Source organism: Flavobacterium sp. (genome assembly GCF_044373165.1).
In the GTDB taxonomy this organism is placed as follows: domain Bacteria; phylum Bacteroidota; class Bacteroidia; order Flavobacteriales; family Flavobacteriaceae; genus Flavobacterium.
Window position 1 is genome coordinate 24,592 of record NZ_JBILQL010000005.1, and the last position, 24,114, is coordinate 48,705.

21 protein-coding genes are annotated in these 24,114 nt (G+C 38.3%); 6 read left to right on the plus strand and 15 right to left on the minus strand.

Annotation, left to right across the window (positions count from 1 at the left end; genetic code table 11):
- Positions 1–46: 46 nt before the first annotated feature.
- The 6 genes from ACIQ32_RS01585 to ACIQ32_RS01610 all read right to left on the minus strand — a co-directional run bounded on the left by ACIQ32_RS01585 (position 47) and on the right by ACIQ32_RS01610 (position 3,252).
- The gene (locus ACIQ32_RS01585) at positions 47–247 is read right to left on the minus strand and encodes a hypothetical protein (RefSeq protein ID WP_294777829.1); all 201 of its coding nucleotides are present in this window, start codon (positions 245–247) and stop codon (positions 47–49) included.
- 120 nt (positions 248–367) lie between these two features.
- Entirely contained in the window at positions 368–568 is a 201-nt protein-coding gene (locus tag ACIQ32_RS01590; protein ID WP_396193904.1) for a DUF6132 family protein, read from the minus strand.
- The gene (trxA, locus tag ACIQ32_RS01595) at positions 568–870 is read right to left on the minus strand and encodes a thioredoxin (RefSeq protein ID WP_396193905.1); all 303 of its coding nucleotides are present in this window, start codon (positions 868–870) and stop codon (positions 568–570) included. Before trxA ends, ACIQ32_RS01590 begins: the two co-directional genes overlap by 1 nt.
- On the minus strand, positions 860–1,066 hold the full coding sequence (locus ACIQ32_RS01600) for a hypothetical protein (protein ID WP_396193906.1): 207 nt from the start codon (positions 1,064–1,066) through the stop codon (positions 860–862). The genes trxA and ACIQ32_RS01600 overlap by 11 nt, the downstream gene beginning before the upstream one ends.
- Before the next feature lie 9 nt (positions 1,067–1,075).
- Positions 1,076–2,494 carry a rhodanese-like domain-containing protein gene (locus tag ACIQ32_RS01605; RefSeq protein ID WP_396193907.1) on the minus strand — a complete coding sequence of 473 codons (1,419 nt, stop codon included), beginning with the start codon at positions 2,492–2,494 and terminating at the stop codon, positions 1,076–1,078.
- A 125-nt stretch (positions 2,495–2,619) separates the two neighbouring features.
- The gene (locus ACIQ32_RS01610; protein WP_396193908.1) at positions 2,620–3,252 is read right to left on the minus strand and encodes a Crp/Fnr family transcriptional regulator; all 633 of its coding nucleotides are present in this window, start codon (positions 3,250–3,252) and stop codon (positions 2,620–2,622) included.
- Positions 3,253–3,379: 127 nt separating this feature from the next.
- Between ACIQ32_RS01610 and ACIQ32_RS01615 the strand changes: the two genes are divergently transcribed.
- The 5 genes from ACIQ32_RS01615 (at position 3,380) to ACIQ32_RS01635 (ending at position 7,505) form a co-directional block, all read left to right on the plus strand.
- Positions 3,380–3,583: a DUF2892 domain-containing protein gene (locus tag ACIQ32_RS01615; RefSeq protein ID WP_396193909.1), complete on the plus strand. Its 204-nt coding sequence runs from the start codon at positions 3,380–3,382 to the stop codon at positions 3,581–3,583.
- A gap of 144 nt (positions 3,584–3,727) precedes the next feature.
- A complete protein-coding gene (locus tag ACIQ32_RS01620; protein ID WP_396193910.1) occupies positions 3,728–5,281 on the plus strand; it encodes a PglZ domain-containing protein in 1,554 nt (517 codons plus the stop codon).
- A 79-nt stretch (positions 5,282–5,360) separates the two neighbouring features.
- Positions 5,361–5,768 carry a tRNA (adenosine(37)-N6)-threonylcarbamoyltransferase complex ATPase subunit type 1 TsaE gene (gene tsaE, locus ACIQ32_RS01625; protein ID WP_396193911.1) on the plus strand — a complete coding sequence of 136 codons (408 nt, stop codon included), beginning with the start codon at positions 5,361–5,363 and terminating at the stop codon, positions 5,766–5,768.
- 98 nt (positions 5,769–5,866) lie between these two features.
- The gene (locus tag ACIQ32_RS01630; RefSeq protein ID WP_396193941.1) at positions 5,867–7,066 is read left to right on the plus strand and encodes an alanine dehydrogenase; all 1,200 of its coding nucleotides are present in this window, start codon (positions 5,867–5,869) and stop codon (positions 7,064–7,066) included.
- Positions 7,067–7,130: 64 nt separating this feature from the next.
- Complete coding sequence (locus ACIQ32_RS01635) at positions 7,131–7,505, plus strand: DUF4258 domain-containing protein (RefSeq protein WP_396193912.1); 375 nt, start codon at positions 7,131–7,133, stop codon at positions 7,503–7,505.
- 57 nt (positions 7,506–7,562) lie between these two features.
- Here ACIQ32_RS01635 and secDF read toward each other — a convergent pair whose 3' ends face one another.
- The 7 genes from secDF to ACIQ32_RS01670 form a co-directional block, all read right to left on the minus strand.
- On the minus strand, positions 7,563–10,535 hold the full coding sequence (secDF, locus tag ACIQ32_RS01640) for a protein translocase subunit SecDF (protein ID WP_396193913.1): 2,973 nt from the start codon (positions 10,533–10,535) through the stop codon (positions 7,563–7,565).
- Between the two features lie 226 nt (positions 10,536–10,761).
- Positions 10,762–11,697, minus strand: a complete 936-nt coding sequence (gene mdh / locus ACIQ32_RS01645; protein ID WP_396193914.1) for a malate dehydrogenase — start codon at positions 11,695–11,697, stop codon at positions 10,762–10,764.
- 116 nt (positions 11,698–11,813) lie between these two features.
- Positions 11,814–13,754, minus strand: a complete 1,941-nt coding sequence (gene gyrB / locus ACIQ32_RS01650) for a DNA topoisomerase (ATP-hydrolyzing) subunit B (RefSeq protein ID WP_396193915.1) — start codon at positions 13,752–13,754, stop codon at positions 11,814–11,816.
- A 244-nt stretch (positions 13,755–13,998) separates the two neighbouring features.
- Positions 13,999–15,672: an asparagine synthase B gene (asnB, locus tag ACIQ32_RS01655; RefSeq protein ID WP_396193916.1), complete on the minus strand. Its 1,674-nt coding sequence runs from the start codon at positions 15,670–15,672 to the stop codon at positions 13,999–14,001.
- 162 nt (positions 15,673–15,834) lie between these two features.
- On the minus strand, positions 15,835–16,278 hold the full coding sequence (locus tag ACIQ32_RS01660; protein ID WP_396193917.1) for a hypothetical protein: 444 nt from the start codon (positions 16,276–16,278) through the stop codon (positions 15,835–15,837).
- 75 nt (positions 16,279–16,353) lie between these two features.
- Positions 16,354–18,072, minus strand: a complete 1,719-nt coding sequence (locus ACIQ32_RS01665) for a TonB-dependent receptor (protein ID WP_396193918.1) — start codon at positions 18,070–18,072, stop codon at positions 16,354–16,356.
- 57 nt (positions 18,073–18,129) lie between these two features.
- The gene (locus tag ACIQ32_RS01670) at positions 18,130–21,144 is read right to left on the minus strand and encodes a tetratricopeptide repeat protein (protein WP_396193919.1); all 3,015 of its coding nucleotides are present in this window, start codon (positions 21,142–21,144) and stop codon (positions 18,130–18,132) included.
- Between the two features lie 201 nt (positions 21,145–21,345).
- On the opposite strand from ACIQ32_RS01670, the gene ACIQ32_RS01675 reads away from it, so the two are divergent.
- The gene (locus ACIQ32_RS01675; protein WP_396193920.1) at positions 21,346–22,029 is read left to right on the plus strand and encodes a cell division ATP-binding protein FtsE; all 684 of its coding nucleotides are present in this window, start codon (positions 21,346–21,348) and stop codon (positions 22,027–22,029) included.
- Here the strand turns inward: ACIQ32_RS01675 and ACIQ32_RS01680 are convergent.
- Both ACIQ32_RS01680 and ACIQ32_RS01685 read right to left on the minus strand, forming a co-directional pair.
- On the minus strand, positions 21,998–23,257 hold the full coding sequence (locus tag ACIQ32_RS01680; protein ID WP_396193921.1) for an ArnT family glycosyltransferase: 1,260 nt from the start codon (positions 23,255–23,257) through the stop codon (positions 21,998–22,000). The genes ACIQ32_RS01675 and ACIQ32_RS01680 overlap by 32 nt on opposite strands.
- A 1-nt stretch (position 23,258) precedes the next feature.
- Entirely contained in the window at positions 23,259–24,077 is an 819-nt protein-coding gene (locus ACIQ32_RS01685) for a 2OG-Fe(II) oxygenase (RefSeq protein WP_396193922.1), read from the minus strand.
- Between the last annotated feature and the right edge of the window lie 37 nt (positions 24,078–24,114).

The following is a 24,114-nucleotide window of genomic DNA, read 5'->3' on the forward strand; positions in this document are numbered from 1 at the left end:
AAAACGCCTCCGAATGGGAGACGTTTAGCAAGTTGTAAACTTTAAATTATGCTTTTTTATCTTCTGCTTTTTTAGAAGCGCAACATCCGGCTTTTTTTTCAGTGCTGCATTCTTTTTTCTCTTCCGTTGAGCAAGACTTTTCAGTTTTTGCTTTTTTCTTTTTTTGTTTTGGCTCACCATTGTTGGCGTTAACATTCATAGCAAACAAAAGTGCTACTGCGGCAAATGCGGAAACTAATTTTTTCATCTTTTATAATTTATTTAAGGGATTAATCTATTTAACTGTTATCAAATGTAATACATAAAAACATTGACAGACAAAATTTTAGCTTAAAACTAACTTAAGAATCAAGCTTCGAAACTACAATTATTTTTCTTGCTTTGGTTTTGGCACCAAAATATTAAACAACAATCCGCCCATTAAACCACCGTATAAAGTAGAATTCAATGGCTTGGAAGTAATAGCACAAGTACCTCCGGCACAACCGATAAAATAAAAATAAGCATAACCGCCAACAGCCCCGATTAGGATGCCCAAAGTGGTAATTAAAACAGCTTTTTTTGACATTACTTTATTTTTTCAAGGATTGTTTTGATGATTTCGGCTTTGGATAACACTCCGGATTGACGCCAAAGTTGTGTTCCGTTTTGATATAACATCATAGTAGGCACACCTCGAACTTGCTGCATAGCGGCCAATTCTTGGTTTTTATCTACATCTACTTTAATGATAGAAACCCTGTCACCTAAACTGTCTTTTACCTCTTTTAAGATAGGCCCGAGCATTTGACACGGTCCGCACCAAGTGGCATAAAAATCAATTAAAACCGGTTTCTCGGATTGGATGATTTGATCAAAACTACTGTTCATCTTTTTGATTTTTATAATTTACCTGACAGCCATTTGGGCCACAACCCATATTGAAAATCGCCTGAAACAAAAAGAAAATACCAAAGACAATGAAAAACCATTGTTTTGTTTCATAAGCTTGAAAAAACAAAAACAAGGCCAACGCTAATCGGAAATAGCGCATCAGGTGCCATTGGGAAAACAGTATTCTTTTCATGACAAAAATTTATAATAAAGTAGTTGGACAAACGTAATTGGTAATGGGCAAGTTAGTCATTTTGATTTCATTAAAACCACCTATTACATCCACAAAATTTTCAAACCCTCTTTGTTTTAAAATAGAGGCCGCAATCATACTGCGATAACCGCCGGCGCAATGCAATACAAAGTGTTGGTCTTTGGGAAACTCAGACAAATGCAGATTGATTTCATTTAAAGGAATATTGATGGCGTTTACCAAATGCTCCGAATCATATTCGCTTTTCTTTCTAACATCGATGATAGGCGTGGCATGAATTTCCTCCAAATTTTCCAATTCTTTGGCACTGATTCTTTTGACCGTATCAACCTCTTTTCCGGCATTCACCCAAGCTTGAAATCCGCCTTCCAAATAGCCAATGGCATGATCGTAACCCACTCTTGACAATCGGATGATGGCTTCTTGGACTTTTTCATGGTTTTCGGCTACCAAAAGAATTTCTTGTTGTAAATCGGGGATCAATTCGCCAACCCACATGGCAAAATTACTTTCCAAACCAATGTTAATGCTATTTGGAATAAAGCCTTCTGCAAAATCAGAAGCTTTTCGGGTGTCTAAAATTAAGGCTTGTGTTTCATTGGCTACTATTTCAAACGACTTGGCATCATAGGATTTTTGACCGCGGTGCATCACATTTTCTAAGCTTTCATAGCCTTGAATATTCATTAAAACATTCTTAGGAAAATATGCCGGCGGTGTGGTCAATCCGGTTAATAATGCCAAAACAAAATCATCTTCAGTTAGCTTTGGATTTAAAGCATAATTGGTCCTTTTTTGATTGCCTAAAGTATCGGTGGTTTCTTTGCTCATCATTTTACCACAGGCACTTCCGGCACCGTGATTCGGATAAACAATTAAATCATCAGACAAAGGCATGATTTTTTCGTGAAGTGAATGGTAAAGCAATCTCGCTAGTTTGTCCTGAGTTAAATCGGCCACCACATGTTGGGCCAAATCCGGTCGACCAACATCACCTATAAACAAAGTATCTCCGGTAATAATCCCGTGTTCTTTTCCGTTTTCATCTATCACCAAATAGGTAGTACTTTCCATAGTATGGCCGGGCGTGTGAATAGCTTTGACTTTGCAATTGCCGACTTCAAAAACCTGATTGTCTTCGGCTATTAAAGCTTCAAAACCAGGTTTGGCGGTTGGTCCGTATACTATAATGGCGTTTTCTTTTTGGGCTAAATCCAAATGTCCCGAAACAAAATCGGCGTGGAAATGCGTTTCAAAAACGTATTTGATTTGAGCGTTGTCCTTCCGGGCGCGGTCAATGTAAGGTTGTACTTCGCGTAACGGATCAAAAATAGCGGCTTCTCCGTTGGATTCTAAATAATAGGCTGCATGAGCCAAACATCCGGTATAAATTTGTTCTAATTTCATGGTTGTCGATTTTCCTCCAAATGTATCCAATCAAAATTGGTATTGAAATGATAATTATCATTCAGGGTGAGACAAAAGTAAAACTAAAAACAACCGTTGTAAGTATCAAAAGTTACACAAAAACTTTAGGGCTTTATCAATTCTATCGAAGCGCGATGCAATTTGATTTTACCTTCGTTTTCTAAAGCTTTAAGCAGGCGAGAAATCACCACACGAGAAGTGTGCAAATCATAAGCTATTTCCTGATGGGTATTTTGAACAGAATTGGATTTGTTGATTTGCGCTTTATCCATTAAATAATTGTAAAGCCTTTCATCCATATTCATGAAGGCTAAATTATCGATTGCCATTAGCATTTCTTTTAAACGGCTATTGTAGCTGTTGAATACATAATTTCGCCAACTTTTATATTTGCCCAGCCATTCTTCCATTTTGGCTACCGGAATCATGATTACCTCGCCTTTATTTTCGGCTACGGCTCGAATTTCGCTTTTGGTTTCGCCCAAACAACAAGCCATGGTCATGGCACAAGTATCGCCTTTTTCCAAGAAATACAACAACAATTCGCCTTCGTCAAAATCTTCCCGAAGAATTTTAATCGCGCCCGAAATGAGCAAAGGCATAAATTTAATATAATCGCCAAAATCAATCAAAACATCACCTTCTTCAAATGCTCTTAGCTGAGACACTTGTGCAATTTCCTCGAGAAGTGCTTCTTCAAAAACAAAACCGTAACTTTCTTTTAGTAATTCTAACATGTTGATTGAATTTTGGTTTTGTAAATTTCGACTAAAAAAAGGACATGATAAAAATCATTCCTTGTAAAATTAAATGTTTTTACTTTTACCTTTACTTAATAACTATTAACCAACTAAATATATAATTATGAAAAAAAACATGGGCACTTTGGATCGAGGCATCAGAGTCGTTTTAGCGGCAGTTTTTGCTTATCTGTATTTTACCGGAACGGTTAGCGGCACTTTAGGTTATGTGTTGTTAGCTTTTGGAGTTGTATTTTTATTAACCAGTTTGGTTAGCTTCTGTCCGCTTTATCCCTTATTAGGAATCAACACTTGTAAGAACAAATAACTTGTTATTATTGTATTTAAAGTGCTGCTATTAGTAGCACTTTTTTTATTGGATATGGCTTAAAAAAAGATTTCACTATTTTATAATAATTTTAATACTACTGCGTTTTATAAATAGTAATTTGCACCAAAATAACTACGCCATATGGACAAAATCAAAATACTTTGGGTGGATGACGAGATTGATTTGCTCAAGCCACATATCCTATTTCTAGAAAGCAAAAACTACCAGGTTACCACATACAACAATGGTCGAGACGCCATAGATGCTTATGAAGAAGGTAATTTTGACATTGTTTTTTTAGATGAAAATATGCCCGGTATGAGTGGTTTGGAAACCTTGTCGGAAATGAAAGAGAAAAAATCCTCCACACCGGTCATTATGATTACCAAGAGTGAGGAAGAATACATTATGGAAGAAGCCATTGGCTCTAAGATTGCCGATTATTTGATTAAACCGGTTAATCCGAACCAGATTTTGTTGAGCTTGAAAAAAAACCTCGACCACTCGAGATTAATTTCGGAAAAAACCACTTTAGATTATCAAAAGGAATTCCGCAAAATAGCGATGGAATTGTCCATGGTTAACAGCTATGAAGATTGGGTGGAATTGTACAAAAAGCTATTGTTTTGGGAATTGGAGTTGGAAAACATCAACGACCAAAGTATGTTTGAAATATTGGAAAGTCAGAAAGTCGAAGCCAACATGCAATTCGGAAAATTTATTGAACGCAATTATGAAAGTTGGTTCGAACCTAAGGCCGACAAACCCATACAATCGCACACGCTTTTCAGAGAATTAGTCGTTCCTGAATTGGTTAAAAAAGACAAGCCGGTTTTGTTTGTGGTGATTGATAATTTGCGCTATGACCAATGGAAAGCGATGGAAAGTGTGGTGGGCAATCATTATAAATTGGAAAAAGAAATCCCGTATTACGCCAGTTTACCAACGGCTACGCAATACGCCAGAAATTCCATTTTCTCGGGCTTAACACCATTAGAAATGGAAAAACAATTTCCGCAATATTGGAAAAATGACATTGATGAAGGCGGCAAAAACCTGCATGAAGCCGACTTCCTAACCGCGCATTTAAAACGTTTAGGACTAAACATCAAACAAGATTATTTTAAGATTACCAATTTAGCCGGCGGAAAAAAATTGGCAGACAACTTTAAAGCGCTGAAGGACAACCAACTTGTAACCATAGTTTACAATTTTGTCGATATGCTGTCACACGCCAAAACCGAAATGGATGTAGTAAAAGAATTGGCATCCGATGACAAAGCGTATCGATCCCTAACTTTGAGTTGGTTTAAAAATTCACCGTTGTTGGAAATCATCCAACAGGCGCAAAAATTGGGCTTTAAGCTAATCATTACCACCGATCACGGCACTATCAATGTGAAGAATCCATCAAAAGTGATAGGCGATAAAAACACCAGTTTGAACTTGCGCTATAAAACCGGTCGCAGTTTGACTTATGAAGACAAAGACGTTTATGCCGTAAAAGATCCTAAAAAAATTGGCTTGCCGACAATAAACATGAGCAGCTCTTACATCTTTGCCAAGAATGATTTATTTTTGGCCTATGTAAACAACTACAATCATTATGTAAGTTACTACCGAAATACCTACCAACACGGCGGTATTTCGTTAGAAGAAATGATTGTACCGTTTTTAGTGTTTAACCCTAAATAAAAGAAGTGATTAGTGAATAGTAATTAGTGATTAGCAGTTTTACTAATTACTATTCACTAATTACTAATTACTGTTACCTATGGAAATCATATTTTCAATAAACGAATTACAAGAAGTGGCTGAAAAAATCATAGCCGAAAACCCGCATAAAGTCATTGTTTTTAACGGTCAAATGGGCGTTGGTAAAACCACTTTGATTAAAGCACTTTCCAAAGTGTTAGGTGTAAATGACACTACGAGTAGTCCGACTTTTTCTTTGGTCAACGAATACCAAACCAATGACCAACAAAACGTTTATCATTTCGATGTGTACCGATTAAAATCGGAAGCCGAAGCTTTAGATATGGGTATTGATGAATACTTGTATTCCGGACATTGGTGTTTTATTGAATGGGCCGAAAAGATTCCGAATTTACTTCCTGATAACTATTCTACCATAGCCATGACTTCCGCTCCTGACGGCAAAAGAATTTTGAGACTGAGTTGACAACGGCAATGACAAAGTAAATTATTTTATTACTATTGATATTGATTTTTGAAATTGGCATTGATTTTTTTTTCGTACTTTCGAACTAAATTCAATTGCTGATTATGTCTTTAACCCCATTCACCAAGCAACAATTACTCCCTCAAGAGGAGAAATTAGAAGTCTTTCGCCACAAGAGCGAGCTTTTTATTGGGATACCTAAAGAAACCTCATATCAAGAAAGACGCATTTGCTTGACACCGGATGCGGTAAATTCATTGACTTCGCATGGACATAAAGTCATGATCGAAGCCGGAGCCGGATTGAGTTCGAGTTATACCGATAAGGAATTTAGTGATGCCGGTGCTATCATTACCAACGACACTAAGAAAGTGTTAAGTTGTCCTATGATACTGAAAGTTGAACCCTTAACTATGGAAGAAATCGGGTTGGTCAATCAGAATACTATTGTCATTTCGGCCATACAGTTAAAAACTCGAAAAAAAGAATACTTCGAAGCTTTATCCAAGAAAAAAGTTACTGCTTTAGCCTTCGAATACATCAAAGATGAAGATGGCTCTTATCCTGCTGTAAAATCGTTGAGCGAAATTGCCGGTACCGCTTCTGTACTAATTGCGGCTGAATTGATGATCAACAATGAATTTGGGAAAGGTTTGCTACTAGGCAACATAACCGGAGTGCCACCCACTGATGTGGTAATTTTAGGCGCCGGCACTGTTGGAGAATTTGCCGCCAAAACAGCTTTAGGTTTGGGAGCCAATGTAAAAGTCTTTGACAACTCTATTACCAAATTGCGCCGTTTGCAAAATAATTTGAACCAAAGAATCTTCACCTCTACCATACAACCCAAATCGTTGCTCAAAGCTTTGAGAAGATGTGACGTGGCTATTGGTGCCATGCGCGGCAAAGACCGTTGTCCGGTGGTAGTTACTGAAACCATGGTAGAGCACATGAAAAAAGGCGCAGTTATAGTAGATGTAAGCATTGATACCGGTGGTTGTTTTGAAACTTCAGAAGTAACCACGCACGAATCGCCGACTTTCATTAAAAACAATGTAATCCATTACTGCGTTCCGAATATTCCATCACGTTATTCTAAAACGGCTTCTTTATCCATTAGTAACATCATTACACCTTACTTACTGCAAATTGCCGAAGACGGCGGATTGGAAAGCGCTATTCGTTGCAATAAAGGACTTAAAAACGGGGTTTACCTTTACCATGGTATATTGACGAACAAAGCCATAGGCGATTGGTTTAATTTACCGGATAATGACATTAACCTGATTGTCTTTTAAAATAATCTGCTTCCTTTTTTACTGTAACTCTAACATTGATTACTTTTGCTGAAAAGAATCAATTATGAAGTTTTATCAACGATTTGCTTACTATTTGGTAGGCTTTAGTATCGGAATGTTTTTTGTGGTCTTAATTTGGAGCGGAAAAGATACCCGATGTAATTATTTCCCCAATGCCAGAGTACTGAACGACCTTCGGAACAAACCTTTTCAATACGACAGCTTGGCAACCCAAAAACTAAAGGAGAAATGGGTTGATACCGCCGACATCAGAGCAATACTAACGCATGGCGATGTAGACTTTGACAATAGCAATAAACCCTTTAAAGGCGGAAAAATTTATGTTATTGAAGGGAAAAACAAAGTGAATGAGCCTATTACTTTAGAAGTCATTAATTATTCTAACAAGGCAGTTTTAAAAGATATCTTAAAAAAGTAAAACGCAAAAAAAAGGGTTGTCATTGTGACAACCCTTTTTTTATTTCATGAGAAAAGACTAAGCTTGTTCTCCTTTGTGACGACTTTCGATTTCTTCGATGTCTTTTTTGCTTACACTGTCTACTAAGATTGGTGTTGCAATGAATAAGGAAGAATAAGTTCCTACAATGATTCCCACCAACATTGCAAAGATAAATCCTCGAATTGATTCCCCACCAAAGATGAACATAATCAACAATACAATAATCATGGTTAAGGAAGTGTTGATGGTTCTGGAAAGTGTGGTGTTAATTGAGGCATTAACTACGTCTTTAAACGAACCTTTAATGTTTCCGGCTAAGAACTCACGAACCCTGTCGAATACAATTACTGTATCGTTCATTGAGTAACCGATTACCGTTAAGATAGCCGCAATAAAGTGCTGATCCATTTCCATATGGAACGGCATGTATTTGTATAATAACGAGTACAATCCTAAAACGAAAATAACATCGTGTAAAACCGCCGCAATCGCTCCTAATGAATATTGCCATCTGCGGAATGAAATTACCAAGTACAATCCAACTACCAACATAGCACCGATAACAGCCCAGAAAGAGTTGGTTTTGATATCAGCAGAAATAGCAGCACCTACTTTTGAAGCTTGTAAAACACCTACTTGTTTTCCGTCATAAGTATTAATAAAGTTGTCATAAGTAATGTTACCGTTATAGTATTTCTTCAAAGTATTGAATAACAATTCGTTTACTTCTTTATCTACTTCAACACCGTCTTCTTTGATTTTGTATTTGGTAGTCACTTTCAACTGATCATCTTCTCCAAATACTTTAGCTTCAACAGTTACCCCAAAAGCAGCAGATAATTCTTCTGAAACTTGAGTAGGCTCAACCGGTTTGTCAAATTTTACTTGGAATGTTCTTCCACCCACAAAATCAACACCTTCATCTAATCCGTTAAAGTAAAAAGAAATACAACTTACTACAACTACTAAAGTAGAGAATACGTATGAAATTTTCTTAATGCCGATGAAATCAAAGTGGAAACCGGTAAACCAGTTTTTAGTGATTGGAGTGGTGAAAGTTAGACTTCTGTTTTTAGCTATGTCTTTATCAATAAAGATTCTGGCGATAAAGATAGAGGTGAATAACGAAGTGAATATACCGATCAATAAAGTAGTAGCAAATCCTTGGATTGGTCCGGTTCCGAAGATAAATAAAATAGCTCCGGTTAACACGTGAGTCACGTTCGCATCAATAATAGATCGCATAGCACCTTTCCAACCGTAAGAGGTTTTTACCGCATCGGCCAACGACTTACCATCTCGTAGTTCTTCTTTGGCTCTTTCATATATAATAATGTTGGCATCTACCGCAGTTCCTAACGTTAACACGATACCGGCGATACCCGGCAAAGTCAATACGGCACCTAAACTGGCTAAGATTCCGAATAAGAATAACAAGTTCACTAACAAAGCAACGTTAGCATACCATCCGGCTCTACCGTAATAGAACATCATCCACAAACAAACCAATAAGAATCCTACTACTGAGGAAATCGTACCGGCATCAATGGCTTTTTGTCCTAAGGAAGGTCCAACAATTTCAGATTGGATAATTTCTGCTGTAGCCGGTAATTTACCAGCTCTTAATACGTTAGCTAAATCTTTGGTTTCAGCTACATTGAAGCTACCTGTGATTTCAGATCTACCTCCGGCAATTGGTCCGGTAGTTACACCCGGTGCAGAATACACTACATTATCTAAAGCAATCGCAATAGCACTTTTCTGAGTGTAAGCATTTCCGGTTAATTTTTCCCATTCTTTTGATCCGGCACCATTCATTTGCATAGAAACGGCCGGTTTACCCATTTGGTCAAAAGTATCTCTGGCGTCAACAATAACACCTCCGCTTAATGGAGCTAAATCGTCTTTATTGCCTTTTAAAGCATATAATTCAACGGTTTCCGTTTCTTTTTTCGTTTTCTCATCGGTAACTGTTGTCGGTTTTCCCCAAACGAATTTGGCAAAACGTTTGTCACCCGGTAATAAAGAACGAATTTCAGATCGCTTCAAATAACCACTAACCGCAGCAGTATCTTTAGTATTTACAATCGCTAAGATCGGACCGCCACCAATAGAAACAAATTTGTCAAACAATGGATTGTTGCCTTTTTTAGCGGCTGCTGTGTCATTGTCTTTATCGGTTAACAATTTGGTCAATGAATCTTCAGCTTTAACGGCTTCTGCTTTTTCAGTAGTTTTAACAGTTGCTTTTAAAGCTTCGTTGGCTTGTTGTAAAAACCCGCCAAATTCTTCTGCTTTGAAAGCTTCCCAAAACTCTAATTCCGCTTTGCTTGACACTAATTTTTTGATACGATCAACATCTTTAGCACCAGGTAACTCGATTAAGATTCTACCGGTTTGTCCTAATTTGGCAATGTTTGGTTGGGTTACCCCAAATTTATCGATACGACTTCTCAATACACCAAAAGCAGATTCTACCGACTCGTCAACTTTTCTGCGCAATACTTTTTTAACTTGCTCATCAGTTGAATTAAAGTTCAACTCTTGATCGTCAAAATTTCTATTGGCGAAAATATCTGGAGAAGCCAATTTGGTCGTTCCTTTGTTAGCATCGAAAGCTTCAAAAAACGCATCCAAATAAGATTGGTTCCCTTGTTGGTTTGCCGTTGCATCTTCTAAGGCTTTGTTGAAAACCGGATTTTTAGAATTGTTTGATAATTGCTTCAAAACGTCCTTAACAGAGATTTGAAGAATTACGTTAATTCCGCCTTCCAAGTCCAAACCTTTATTGATTTGTTTGTCTTTTACTTCATTGTAAGTAAAGAAATCAAGAAATACTTTTTCCTTGCCTATCGAGTCAAGGTATTTAACTTCTTTCTCAGGATTTCCTCCCGCAAATGTTTTGGCGTCACTTTTTACTTTATTGGCTACAAAAGTGAACGATAATTGGTAAATACTTACCAAAGCAAATAAAATTGCGAAAAACTTAACTAGTCCTTTATTCTGCATTATTACTAAAAATTAATTAATTCTTTGTTTTTTTCTTGCTTTCACAAAAATTAAAACCCCTGAAATTCAAAACTTTACCAAATAAAGCCTCAGATTTACAATTATCCCCTTTTTTATGAAACGTGCAAATATATAATTATCGATAAGATTAACCAATATTTTCACCATTAATATCAAAAAAAAGACTGCAAAGTTTGCAGTCTCTTTTTTATCATACCTTAATATATTATCCTAAATGCGATTTTAAATCGTTGTTCATGTTGCGAACGGCATCGGCACTCTTAGCGAATAATGCTTTTTCAGACTCATTCAAGTGGATATCCACAATTTGCTCCACACCGTTTTTGCCGATGATACAAGGCACTCCGATACAAATATCACTCTGACCGTACTCGCCTTCTAAAAACACCGAACACGGAATCATTTTATGTTGGTCGTTTAAAATAGCATCTACCAAATACGCTACTGAAGCACCAGGCGCATACCAAGCAGAAGTTCCTAATAAAGCGGTTAAAGTAGCGCCGCCAACCATAGTGTCTGCTGCCACTTTAGCCAAAGCTTCTTCAGACAAAAACTGAGAAACCGGCACACCGTTGTAAGAGGCCAATCGGGTTAACGGAATCATGGTAGTATCTCCGTGTCCACCAATAACCATTCCTTGGATATCATTCGCCGGCTTGTCTAGAGCCAACGACAAATAGGTTTTGAAACGAGAGCTGTCTAACGTTCCACCCATTCCGATGATTCTGTTTTTAGGCAATCCTAACGATTTATATGCCAAATAAGTCATGGTATCCATTGGATTAGATACAATTACAAAAATGGCATTTGGAGAATGTTGTAATAAACTTTCCGCCACACCTTTTACAATTCCGGCATTGATTCCGATCAACTCCTCACGAGTCATTCCCGGTTTTCTCGGTACTCCCGAGGTGATTACCACCACATCACTTCCGGCCGTTTTGGTGTAATCATTCGTACTGCCGATTACTTTGGTATTGAACCCTAAAGTGGTTTGGGTTTGCGTAATGTCTAACGCTTTTCCTTCTGCAAAACCTTCTCTGATATCTACCAACACAATTTCGCTGGCAATTCTTCTGTAAGCAATCGCATCGGCACAAGTGGCTCCAACGTTTCCTGCTCCTACAATAGTAACTTTCATTTTGTATATAATTTGTTGTTTCTTTTTATTTTTTTGAAGCTATTCCCGCTTTACGCTGCAATCTTTTTTGGTTTGTGAACAAACCAAAAAAGGATTTCCACTTCAATCGGGGCTAGTTACGCATCGATTTTAGCATAAACCGCATTTTTCTCAATAAACTCTCTACGTGGTGGAACCTCATCGCCCATTAACATCGAGAAGATTCTGTCGGCTTCAGCCAAACTGTCAATCGTAACCTGACGCAAGGTTCTGAACTCCGGATTCATCGTAGTTTCCCACAACTGCTCAGCATTCATCTCTCCCAAACCTTTGTAGCGTTGAATTGTGGCGCTTCCGCCCATTTTCTCGTTGGCTAAGTCGCGTTGGTCATCATTCCAAGCATATTCTTTTTTGTTGCCTTTTTTAACCAAATACAATGGCGGAGTCGCAATGTAAACATGCCCGTTTTCAATCAACTCGCGCATGAAACGGAAAAAGAAGGTCAAGATTAAAGTAGCAATGTGGCTACCATCCACGTCGGCATCACACATGATGACTACTTTGTGGTATCTTAATTTTTCAATATTCAAGGCTTTGCTGTCTTCTTCGGTTCCGATGGTTACTCCTAAAGCGGTGAAAATATTGCGAATCTCTTCGTTTTCAAACACTTTATGGTGCATCGCTTTTTCCACATTCAAAATCTTTCCACGCAATGGCATAATCGCTTGGAAATTACGATCACGACCTTGTTTAGCCGTTCCACCTGCGGAATCTCCCTCAACGAAGAAAATTTCACATCTGGCCGGATCTTGCTCGGAACAATCCGATAATTTACCCGGTAAACCGCCACCGCCTAAAACGGTTTTGCGTTGTACCATTTCACGTGCTTTTTTGGCAGCATGACGTGCCTGAGCCGCTAAGATTACTTTTTGTACTATGATTTTGGCGTCATTCGGATTTTCTTCCAAATAGTTTTCCAACATTTCGGCTACCGCTTGAGAAACAGGAGATACTACTTCTCTGTTACCCAATTTGGTTTTGGTTTGACCTTCAAACTGAGGTTCAGCCACTTTTACCGAAATAATCGCAGTTAACCCTTCACGGAAGTCATCGCCTGAAATTTCAAACTTCAATTTTTCCAACAAACCGGAAGCATCGGCATATTTTTTCAACGTACGAGTTAACCCCATACGGAAACCTTGTAAGTGCGTTCCTCCTTCGTGAGTATTAATATTATTCACATAAGAGAAAATATTTTCAGAATAACTTTCGTTGTAAATCAAAGCTACTTCTACCGGAATTTCCCCTTTTTCATTTTCCATGGAAATCACATGACCAATGATAGGAATTCTGTTACCGTCTAAAAACTTAACGAACTCTTTTAAACCTTCTTTAGAATGAAAAACTTCCCCTTCAAAATCACCGTTTTCTTTGGTATGTCGTTTATCGGTTAAAGTAATGGTAATCCCTTTATTCAAAAACGACAACTCACGCATACGAGCTGCTAAAGTATCATAAGAATACTCTAAGGTTTGGGTAAAAATAGTAGCATCCGGCTTAAAAGTAACCGTAGTTCCTCTTTTGTCTGTTTCGCCAATTTGTTTTACCGGATATAAAGATTTTCCTCTTTCATACTCTTGCTCGTATATTTTGCCATCACGGAAAACAGTAGCTCTTAAATGGTCAGACAAGGCGTTAACACAAGATACTCCAACCCCGTGTAAACCTCCGGAAACTTTATAGGAATCTTTATCGAATTTACCTCCGGCTCCAATCTTGGTCATAACAACTTCTAAAGCCGACACGCCTTCTTTTTTGTGCATGTCTACCGGAATCCCACGACCGTTATCTTCAACCGTTATGGAATTGTCTTCATTAATAATTACACTAATAGTATCACAATGCCCAGCCAAAGCCTCATCGATAGAGTTGTCCACCACCTCATAAACCAAGTGATGCAAACCTCTAACTCCGGTATCTCCAATGTACATGGAAGGACGCATTCTAACGTGCTCCATTCCTTCTAACGCCTGAATACTATCGGCCGAATAATTGTTCTTTTTAATCTCGTCGCTCATATAATTTTATCGTAAAAAATGTATTTTTTGTCTAACACGCAAATATATAAAAACACATAGGATTTCCTATTGAAAAAAGGGTTTAAAACCTTTAAGTTATTAACATTTTTGACCTGATTTCAACAAAAAACGCCTGCCGAAATTGACAGACGTTTTTCTAACAAACAAACTAAACTTCAATTCAATCAAGTTTGAGAACTCGACTTTACTTTACGCACTCATTTCTCTCACAGAAAAAAGACGATTATGCTTTTATGTAGGCTTCTTCGTGTACATTAGCCACGGCTCTGCCCGACGGATCATTTAAGTTTTTAAAGGCTTCATCCCATTCTAAAGCTACTTTCGTACTACAAGCCACACTAGCTTCTTGAGGTACGCTTAAAGCGGCTGTATCGCTTGGAAAATGCTCGTTAAAAATGGAACGATAATAATATTCTTCTTTAGATGTTGGCGTTTGTATCGGGAACTTGTATTTGGCGTTGGCCAATTGCTCATCGGTAATTTCCTGAGCTACCATCGCTTTCAAAGTATCAATCCAACTGTAGCCTACGCCATCACTGAATTGTTCTTTTTGTCGCCAAGCTACGCTTTCCGGCAACATGTCTTCAAAGGCTTTGCGCAATACCCATTTCTCCATGCGTTCACCATTAATCATTTTATCTTGTGGGTTGATTCGCATCGCCACATCCATAAACTCTTTATCCAAAAACGGCACACGACCTTCGATACCCCAAGCCGCTAAACTTTTGTTGGCACGCAAGCAATCGTACATGTGAAGTTTGCTTAATTTACGCACGGTTTCTTCGTGAAACTCTTTAGCATTCGGCGCTTTGTGAAAGTACAAATAACCGCCAAACAATTCGTCCGAACCTTCACCGGAAAGCACCATTTTAATCCCCATCGATTTGATAACTCTTGCCATTAAATACATAGGCGTGGAAGCTCGGATAGTCGTCACATCATAAGTTTCTATATTGTAAATCACATCGCGCACGGCATCTAAGCCTTCTTGTATGGTGAATTTGATTTCGTGGTGAATGGTTCCCAAATGATCGGCTACTTTTCGGGCTGCGGCCAAATCGGGTGAACCTTCTAAGCCAACGGCAAACGAATGCAATTGCGGATACCAAGCATCAACCATATCGCCGGATTCGATTCGCTTTTGGGCAAACTTTTTGGCTATGGCCGAAGTAATGGAAGAATCCAATCCGCCCGACAACAATACGCCGTAAGGCACGTCACTCATCAACTGTCTATGAACAGCAGCTTCCAAGGCAGTTCTGATTTCTTGGATACTGGTTTCGTTTTCTTTAACCGCTTCGAAATCGGTCCATTCTCTTTGGTACCATTGCACCAATTCACCGTCTTTACTCGACATATAATGGCCGGGCGGAAACAACTCGATTTTGGTACAATAGCCTTCCAAGGCTTTCAATTCGGAAGCCACATAAAAAGTCCCAAATTGATCCCAACCCATATACAACGGGATGATTCCCATATGGTCACGAGCGATGAAATACTCATCTTTTTCCACATCATATAAGGCGAAACCGAAAATCCCGTTCATTTCGTCTATAAAATGAGGTCCTTTTTCTTTATAAAGAGCCAAAATGACTTCACAATCACTTTGGGTTTGGAACTCGTATTTGCCTTCAAACTGTTCGCGCAAAACGCGGTGGTTGTATATTTCTCCGTTGGCTGCTAAAACCAACTGCCCATCTTTACTGAACAATGGTTGTTTGCCCGAAGTCGGATCTACTATAGCTAATCTTTCGTGTGCCAAAATGGCTTTATCGTTACTGAAAATACCGCTCCAATCCGGACCGCGATGGCGGATGATTTTCGACATTTCCAAGACTTGTGGTCTTAAGGTTTCTGATTTTTGCTTTAATTCAAAGGCGCATACAATTCCGCACATAACTTTTTATTCTTTTGTTTATTTGATGAAGCAAAAGTCATTTTTTACCATTAAAAAATAAATCAATAATCTGAAATCAGTTATAAATTGTAATTATAAAAAGAAAATAAAAGAGAATTTAAAAGCAATAAGTTATAAAAAGGCCAAATTCGATTAAAAAAATCAGTTTACTGCTTCGATAAAATAAGGTTTGCCATTGATTTCGGTTGAATATCCTACGCCATTGCCCATCAACTTAGTTCCTAATGGCGACTGTGGAGAAATGGCAAAAACTGTTTGACCGTCTACCGTAATTTTAGGCAAGGCAGTGCTGACAAACAACCACATGCCATTGGATTGCACCAAACTGCCTAAGGCTACTTTTTGATGTAAAACCGTCGTATCAATTTTATCCAATATGGCTTTTTGGGCTAAGACTTCTTGCAACTTATGATTGAGTTTTTCCTGCTCCAAATGCATCATCGACAAAGCCGTTTCGTGTTTATCGCCGGCTGAACCTTTGGCATCGTTTTGTGCATCAACAGTCAAGCCGGAAATCATGTCTTGGAAGACATCAATTCGGTCTTGCACTAGTTGTTTGTAGTATTGGTGGATTTGTTGTTTCATTAGCTAGGTACTGAGGCACTGAAGTTCTAAGGTTCTAAGGATTAGCTCAGATATTCAGATGCTTAGCAATTTTCATTAAAAATCAAATTTATAACTCGCGCCTCCTAAAACCTGTATGCCTTGCACCGGATAATGCAACCAACGTTGGTAATCTTGATTGGCCAAGTTGTTTCCTTTTAAGAAAAAAGTCAATCGTTCGCTGTGTTTGTACCCTACATGCGCATTCAAATCGAGGAAGCTGTCTAAGGTTACTTCCGTATCAAAAGTAGGTTGTGTTAAAGAAGCAAAATGGGCAAAATCTTTTCTTTCGCCTACAAAAAACAAATTGGCGCCGGCATACCATTTTTGGGTGATGTTAACATCTAAACTTGTTCCAATAGTCAAACCGGGTAAATTCCAAGCTTCGTTTTCAACATCGGTGGTATAACTGCTGAAAGTTCCGTTTATTCCGAATGCTACATTTTTTGAAAAATCCGCTTTCAATTCTCCAAAAAAGCTAACTGTTTTGAGTTTGTCGTAAACCACTTTGAATGAGTTTCCGTATTGGTAACCTTCGAAACCCACCAATTCCTCGTAGCCGTTGCTTTTGAAAAGGGCTCGATTATCTTCGTTTAAATAAGAACCGCGAATGTTATAACTCACGCTGTTGGCCAACTTCCCTTTTAAACCCAAATAAACATCGTATTTTTGATCGGTTGGTGCTATTACTAATGTTGGTGACATAAAGAAATTTTCCTGAGCAAATTCACGGTAAGTGTTTTGTTTTAGTCCGCCTTCAATTCCGGCATAAAAAATCATCAAATCGCCTACAACTCTATACGAACCCGTAACTTGCGGATAGATAAAAAACTTGCTCTCACCTTGTTCCTGAGCAGCACTGTAGAAAAATCCGACTCCGGCATTTACCGTTAAATCGTCTTTTTTAATTTTGATGCTAGGCTGAAAACCCACATTGGTAAATCCGTATTTCAATCCGGCATTGCCCACCATATTTTTTTCAAAAGAACCGCTCAGGTAATCCAACACAAAATCGGCTTTGATTTTTTGTTCTACGATATCAAATTCCAATGAAGGTTTGGCCACAAAACGATTTTCAGCCGAACCGAAAGCATCCCAAAATCGGGTAAACTTTACCGAACTTTCTTTCAACACATTATTTAATCCTAATCTTCCGCCCACATATAAAGTGTGATAGGTTTGTTGCTCATCAATAGTGGCTAATGTTGCCGGTGTAATCGTTCCGGGATAAAAGCCATACCAATTGTAAATTTGGTGTTGGTACCCCAAATCGGCGCTCCAATTCATAGTGTTGGTGCGACAACCGTAAGTTAAATCTAAAGCGGTATTCATAAACTTATCATCCAAAAATACCCCATCGATACCGCCTTGAGAAGAACTGTGGCGCAACATACCGCCAAAGTAATCCGTGTTGCTCACGTTTTCCGTTACAAATAATTCGACATTGGCTGTACCGTAATTTCCGGCGGCTAAGGTCAGGTAATTGCTGAAGATTTTTTCCTGTGGTTCTTTATCCACGCCGGCCGCTTTTCCTTTGGCCGGAGCAAAAGTAGACGCTACCGGAAAAGAAAAAATATTGTACTTGATGTTTTCTTTTTTCAAAGTTTCCTCGTCATCTAAACTTGGTGTTTCTTTCACCTTGAAGGCATCGGAAATAGTTGGCGTATAAGGTTTAACCACGTTGACTACTTCGGTTCCGATGTTTTCGTCTTTCTTTTGGGCGAAAGCGATTTGGGTTACAAAAAGGATGGCTGCTATATATTTTACTTGTTTCATATCTAATTTAAAATTACACAGAGATTCATTGAGAAACTCGAAGATTCAGAGAAAAGTTTATTCGGTTACGGAAGAATTGGTTTTAGCGGCTTCGCCTTTGATGCTATCCAATTCGGTTTGGGCTTCGGCTACTACATCAGGATAAGCAGTGAAATTCTTAATCACACTATCTAAGATCGATGTTGCGCTAAAATTGTCTTTCAACTGATAATAGTTTTTGGCCATAATCACTAAGCCTTTGGCACCGAAATATTTGTAGCCTGAATATTCTTTGGCCAATTTTTGAACGGTTTTGTTGGAATCTTCAAACTTGCCGTCTTTGTGTTTAAAATAGGCTTCATAGTATAGCGCTTCGGCTGCTAATTCCCCTTTGGCAATGGTTAACAATTTGGCATAAGCGGTTCGGGCTTTGGCTTCGTCATTGACTTGAATTGCCGCTCTGGCTACGATAATTTGCGCATCACTTTTAATTTTATTATCGGTTTTAGGATTGGCCAAAACTTTATCCGCATAAACCACGGCATTGGCGTAATCTTTTTGTTCGTAATACGCTCTCATTAAATTGGCTTGGGCGAAAGTAACGTTTTGAGGAAAATCGGCTTCGGTTTCCAATCTTTTTAAAACCGGAACGGCATTAGTATAATCGTTTTTCTTCAAATGAATCTCACACAAACGCGCCAAGGATTGCTCGGTAAATTCGCTTCGACTTTTGCTGATGACATAGTCGTAACCCGCAACCGCATTGGCTTCCAAACCGTCAGCATAATAGGATTGTGCTAAGTAGAAATTGGCTTTTAAGGCGTGAATACCGTTCGGGAATTTCGACACATAACTGCTCAAACCCGAAATGGCTTGTTTGGTATTGTTTTGCAAGTATTGTTTTTCGGCGGCTTCATAAGTATCGTTATCCAACTCGGCATCGGATACTTCCACAAAATCAAGTGTTCTTACCCACGATGCATATTCATCCACTTTTCCGTTATCCATATAAATCAATCGTGCCGTTGAAACCGCTTCTAAGGCTTCGGGCGTTCTAGGATAATCGGCTGCCACTTTTTTGAATTTGGCCAAAGCCAACTCGTCTTTCTGTCCGTTGTAATACACCAAACCCTGACGCAATACCGCTTTGGAAGCGAAGGAACCATTTTTGAATTCGGACAACAATTGGTCGTAGGTTTTTACCGCCAAATCAGTTTTGTTTTCAGCTACATAGGTGTTTCCTAATTCGAACAACGCATCATCACGGTATTTGGAAGATTTGAAATTTTGCAAAAACTTATTGAAATCTTCAATTTTACGGTCGTTGCGCGATACAAATCCGTAGCTCAAGGCTTTTTGAAAGGCAGCGTAATCGGCGTCGATGCCTTTCATATCAATCGCTTTATTATAAGCATCCATGGCCGGCCAATATTTGGAAGTTACAAAACGAGAATCACCCAAACGCAGATAAGCATCATTCAAACGAACTTTATCGTCTTTATTGGTATCGATATAGCTTTGGAAATAATTTCCGGCTTGCTCGTATTCTTTTTGCTTGAAATAAGCGTAAGCAATATTGTAGTTGATGTTTTTGTATTCCGGCGTTTCCTTAGCCGCTGTATAACCCAAAAACTGTTTGAAACTCAACAACGCTTCGTTGAAATTATCCAACACGTATTCGGTTTCACCTTTCCAAAACATAGCTCTCGCGGTGAATTTTTCGTTTCTTGAAGTAGCCACCGATTTTTTAAACATACCCAAGGCTTCTTGGTAATTCCCGTCGGTGTACAATTCGATCCCGCGGTAGAACGTTACTTTTTGATACGCCGGCTTGTTGGTTTCGGTGTTGTTTTTCTCTAATAAGAGTAACGCATCTTTATAGTTTTTCGACGTGATGTATGAGTTGATTAACAAGGTCTCGATTTCAATCTTACTTGGCGAATTCGGATATTTCGTTAAAAATGTTGACAATACATCTGGAATCGATTGGTAGGAGTTTCCTATTTCGTAACTCAATTTGGCATAGTTCAAATTGGCGTCTTCTTGTATAGCTTTATCAAAATCCATTTCCGAAGCGCTTTTGAAGGCATTCAACGCTTGTTGCTTTTTATCGGTTTTGAAATAACATTCCCCTAAATGGTAATAACCGTTTTGGGCTACAAAATCTTTCCCGTCGATAATCTTATTGAATTGCAAAATGGCATTTTCATAATCTTTTTGCATGTAATACGCATAACCCAACTGGTAAAAATCGGTATTGCTCCATTTGCCTTTTTTGCCTTTGTATTCTTTTAAATACGGCAGCGCTTTATCGTATTGTTTTAAGTTGAAATAACTTTCGCCTATAATTTTATTTAATTCCGATTTTTCGGCAGCGGTAGAATTTGGCATTGCCGTCAAAGACGCTTCGATAGCTTTGTCAAACTCGCCGGCTTTAAATTGCATATCCGCTTTGAAGTAAGACAGTTTTTCTTTGTACTTGTCCTCGTTTTCTAGTTGCTGAAAGTACTTATTGGCTTCTTGATAATTGTTGTCTTCATACTTCATGACACCCAAGTAGTAATTGGCTTGCGTACCATAATCTTTAGAATTCACCACTTTGTTAAAATAGGCTGCAGCTTCTTTTTTATTACCGGCAGTGAAATAAGCATAGCCTTTTTGGAAGGTGAATTTTTCCGTTTGTTCGTAAGTCAGCGCGCTTTCGTCTACTTTATCAAAATACTGCAAGGCTTGAGGAAATTTTCCTTGTTCGAAATAATACTGCGCCACTTCGATGTAAGCTTGGTTTTGTTTAGAACTGGTTGGATAATCCGCTACGAATTTCTCCATCAACTCATCGGCATTCGATTGGTTCAAATGAATGGCACAATTGGCGATATAGTAAGCACAATCGGCCGCTATATCCTGTTCTTTATTGCTTTGTTTTACCCGTTCAAATAAAATTTGGGCGGATTGGTATTGCTTGTCTTTATACAACAAAACAGCTTTGTCAAACTCGGATAAATCATGAGTGTAAATAGCAGATTGTTGGGCTGAAATCGTTGGAACTACAGACAATCCCAACAAAAATGATAACATTAAAACGTTACGCATGGTTCTTTTTTTTATTTATCCAAAAATATTACTCTATACCCTATAACGTAAAAACACTTTCATTTATTATAAACATTGTTTTAAACAATTTTGGAACCTAGAAATTCACCGTTCAATTCGATTCGATGAGACAATTTGGAATTTAGAATTTGGAATTTGGAATTTATATTTACTATTTTTACCCAATAAACCCAATTATCCATGTCAGCAACAGTTTTATCCTTAAAAAACGTTACCATTTATCAAGAGAATCGCGTGATTTTATCACAAATAAACTTGGAGGTTAAAGAAGGTGAATTCCTTTATATCATTGGTAAAACCGGGACGGGAAAAAGTAGTTTTATGAAAACTTTATACGGTGATTTGGCTTTGACGGAAGGCAGTGGAAACATCGTTGGGTATGATTTGGCCAATTTAAAAGAAAACGACATTCCGTTTTTGAGACGTAAAATCGGAATTGTATTTCAAGATTTCCAATTGTTGTTGGATCGAAGTGTAAACGAAAATATGTTGTTTGTTTTGAAAGCCACCGGCTGGACAGACCAACAAGAGATGCAAAATAAAATTGATGATGTTTTAGAGCGAGTAGGCTTAAAAGGCATTGCCAATAAAATGCCGCACCAACTCTCAGGCGGAGAACAACAAAGAGTTGCGATTGCCCGAGCATTGCTGAATGATCCCGAATTGATTTTGGCCGACGAACCTACCGGAAACTTAGATCCTCAAACGAGTGCTGAAGTTTTGGGCGTATTGCGAAAAATCAATGAGAACGGTAAAACCGTAATCATGGCTACGCACGATTATGCTTTGTTGATGAAATTCCCTTCGAAGACCTTAAAATGCGAAGACAACACTATTTTTGAAGTGGTACAGAAAACCGTTTAAAGCGGCTTGTTTCTTCAAACCATTTGGCTAATAGTAAAATCGCAAACGGAAAGGTCACCACATGAAAGCGATCGCCTTGACCACAAGATATTCCGGATAAAACTATTGTATACAGTACGAAGAGCGCCATTAAGGCATACAGCGACTTATGTTTAAAAATCTTTCGCACAAAATAAAGAGATACTAAAACGCCTAACACAGTAAACAGTCGGTTTTGCCATTTGGACAAATCGAAGGCCAGTGTCTTCCAGGAGTTAAAATCACTTCTTCCCTTTTTATTTTCGAGATCAAAAATACAGGCATTACCCGATTTGGAGTTATCCAAAAGGTTGTGAAGATAGGCTTTAATCACGTTGGGAAAGTTGGTTTTGATTTGGTGAACCGCATCTTCTTTAGCCACTCGTTTTTGGTCGTTAAAAGTCAAACTGAATAGATATTCTGCTCTTGGATTGTTGATTTGTTGGTATTCCTTGCCGTTTTTAAAACAATCTGCTTTAGAGAACAAATAATTGTGATAAGTTACACCGTCAATGTAACTGATGGTAAAATCACCGTATTGTGCTTTCATCCCAACCACTTGAATCAAAATCATTAAAACACTACCATAGAGCAAAATCATGCTTTTGGCTTTGTAATTTTTCAAGACTGTTTTGATGAAAAAAAACAGCAAAATCAAGGCAAAGAACTTGGCACCGGGTTTTATCAGCATGCTTGCCAACAGTAACGACAAGCCAAAAGACAAATACCCAAAATTGTTCGTTTTATAGTACCGAAACAAAGCATAAAAAGCCAAAAAAATGACGAAGGCAAATAGGTTTTCGGTCAGCAAATGGTAATTGAGTACTGCGTTACCTATGATAAAAAAAGGAAGGAATGCAAAGACAAAAGCTATTTTCTCCGACAGAAAATCTTTGGCCATTTGAAACAACAGCAGCGAAGTACCTAACCAACAAATGACATTCACCAGTAAACTCCATTGTAAAATTCCGGCATCAGAACTCCCGAATAAATAAGGCAAACCGGTAATAAAAGCCATCATCATCGGACGATAGTAATGTCCGGTAAACTTTAAATACATTTTTTGAGCCGATTCCAAATAATTGGACGAATCCGGATAAAATAAGGTTTGTTGGTCTAATTGCAACAGCCTATTCAGCACTTCCAACCAAACTAATCCGATTAGAACGAGTAATAAAGAATAGCGATATTTTTGAATGAAGCCCGACAAATTATTTGTCTTTTTTATAAACGTGCGGATTTTCTTTTATTCCTTTTTTAAACACTTTCCGAAGGCACATGCGTAAAAAAGTGTCGGCTTGCAAAACCAAATCGGCCAGTTTATTTTCGGGACGACCTCGGAAAGAAGTGACATGAAACGTATCCTTGTCTAAAAGTGGTTTTTCGGAAAAATAATAATTCGACACACATCTACGATAGCCGTCAAAAACCACGGGTGAAACCGAATGCAAAGAATGACTATGGGTTTCCATAATCGCCAAACGATTGAATTTACTGTGAATGGTAATTGGCGGTTGCGACAAACCGTTAGGCCAAAGCTCTAAATTGCCACCATTATCTTCCTGCCAATCGGGTGTAACGTAATACAATAAATTGAGCACACGCCACAAGTTGCGGTCTTTGTCGTGGGAATTGTCTAAATGCGGATTCAAAAACTGATTTTGGCCCATTAAAGAAATGCCGCCGGCATACAAATTCTCATCGGGAATCGGATTTTCAATCCCGCAAATTTCTCCAATCAAAGCCACAATACGTTTGTCTTGAAAAGCATAAATTATTTCTTCTAACAAAGGATGGTATAAATTCATTTGCGCGGCAACGTACTTGTCTTCTCGAAGGCTTTTCTTGAGTACCATTGCTTCCGGTTTGGGAAACACAGCTGCGATTTCCTGTGCCACAGTTTCGGGTAGCAAGTCATCAACAAAACCGTAGCGAATAGGTGTATTTTCAGCATTAAAATCGGCCTGCAATTGCGATTGTTGCGCTTGTAATTTTTCAAAAATGTAATTCGCTAAATCTATTCGGTTCATCGTGTAATAGTTGCCAAAAAATATATTTTCTTTGTAA

Bases quoted from the DNA above. Each gene is read 5' to 3' on its own strand.
- ACIQ32_RS01585 (WP_294777829.1), bottom strand. From the start codon at position 247: ATGAAAAAATTAGTTTCCGCATTTGCCGCAGTAGCACTTTTGTTTGCT.
- ACIQ32_RS01590 (WP_396193904.1), bottom strand. From the start codon at position 568: ATGTCAAAAAAAGCTGTTTTAATTACCACTTTGGGCATCCTAATCGGG.
- trxA (WP_396193905.1), bottom strand. From the start codon at position 870: ATGAACAGTAGTTTTGATCAAATCATCCAATCCGAGAAACCGGTTTTA.
- ACIQ32_RS01600 (WP_396193906.1), bottom strand. From the start codon at position 1,066: ATGAAAAGAATACTGTTTTCCCAATGGCACCTGATGCGCTATTTCCGA.
- ACIQ32_RS01605 (WP_396193907.1), bottom strand. From the start codon at position 2,494: ATGAAATTAGAACAAATTTATACCGGATGTTTGGCTCATGCAGCCTAT.
- ACIQ32_RS01610 (WP_396193908.1), bottom strand. From the start codon at position 3,252: ATGTTAGAATTACTAAAAGAAAGTTACGGTTTTGTTTTTGAAGAAGCA.
- ACIQ32_RS01615 (WP_396193909.1), top strand. From the start codon at position 3,380: ATGAAAAAAAACATGGGCACTTTGGATCGAGGCATCAGAGTCGTTTTA.
- ACIQ32_RS01620 (WP_396193910.1), top strand. From the start codon at position 3,728: ATGGACAAAATCAAAATACTTTGGGTGGATGACGAGATTGATTTGCTC.
- tsaE (WP_396193911.1), top strand. From the start codon at position 5,361: ATGGAAATCATATTTTCAATAAACGAATTACAAGAAGTGGCTGAAAAA.
- ACIQ32_RS01635 (WP_396193912.1), top strand. From the start codon at position 7,131: ATGAAGTTTTATCAACGATTTGCTTACTATTTGGTAGGCTTTAGTATC.
- secDF (WP_396193913.1), bottom strand. From the start codon at position 10,535: ATGCAGAATAAAGGACTAGTTAAGTTTTTCGCAATTTTATTTGCTTTG.
- mdh (WP_396193914.1), bottom strand. From the start codon at position 11,697: ATGAAAGTTACTATTGTAGGAGCAGGAAACGTTGGAGCCACTTGTGCC.
- gyrB (WP_396193915.1), bottom strand. From the start codon at position 13,754: ATGAGCGACGAGATTAAAAAGAACAATTATTCGGCCGATAGTATTCAG.
- asnB (WP_396193916.1), bottom strand. From the start codon at position 15,672: ATGTGCGGAATTGTATGCGCCTTTGAATTAAAGCAAAAATCAGAAACC.
- ACIQ32_RS01660 (WP_396193917.1), bottom strand. From the start codon at position 16,278: ATGAAACAACAAATCCACCAATACTACAAACAACTAGTGCAAGACCGA.
- ACIQ32_RS01665 (WP_396193918.1), bottom strand. From the start codon at position 18,072: ATGAAACAAGTAAAATATATAGCAGCCATCCTTTTTGTAACCCAAATC.
- ACIQ32_RS01670 (WP_396193919.1), bottom strand. From the start codon at position 21,144: ATGCGTAACGTTTTAATGTTATCATTTTTGTTGGGATTGTCTGTAGTT.
- ACIQ32_RS01675 (WP_396193920.1), top strand. From the start codon at position 21,346: ATGTCAGCAACAGTTTTATCCTTAAAAAACGTTACCATTTATCAAGAG.
- ACIQ32_RS01685 (WP_396193922.1), bottom strand. From the start codon at position 24,077: ATGAACCGAATAGATTTAGCGAATTACATTTTTGAAAAATTACAAGCG.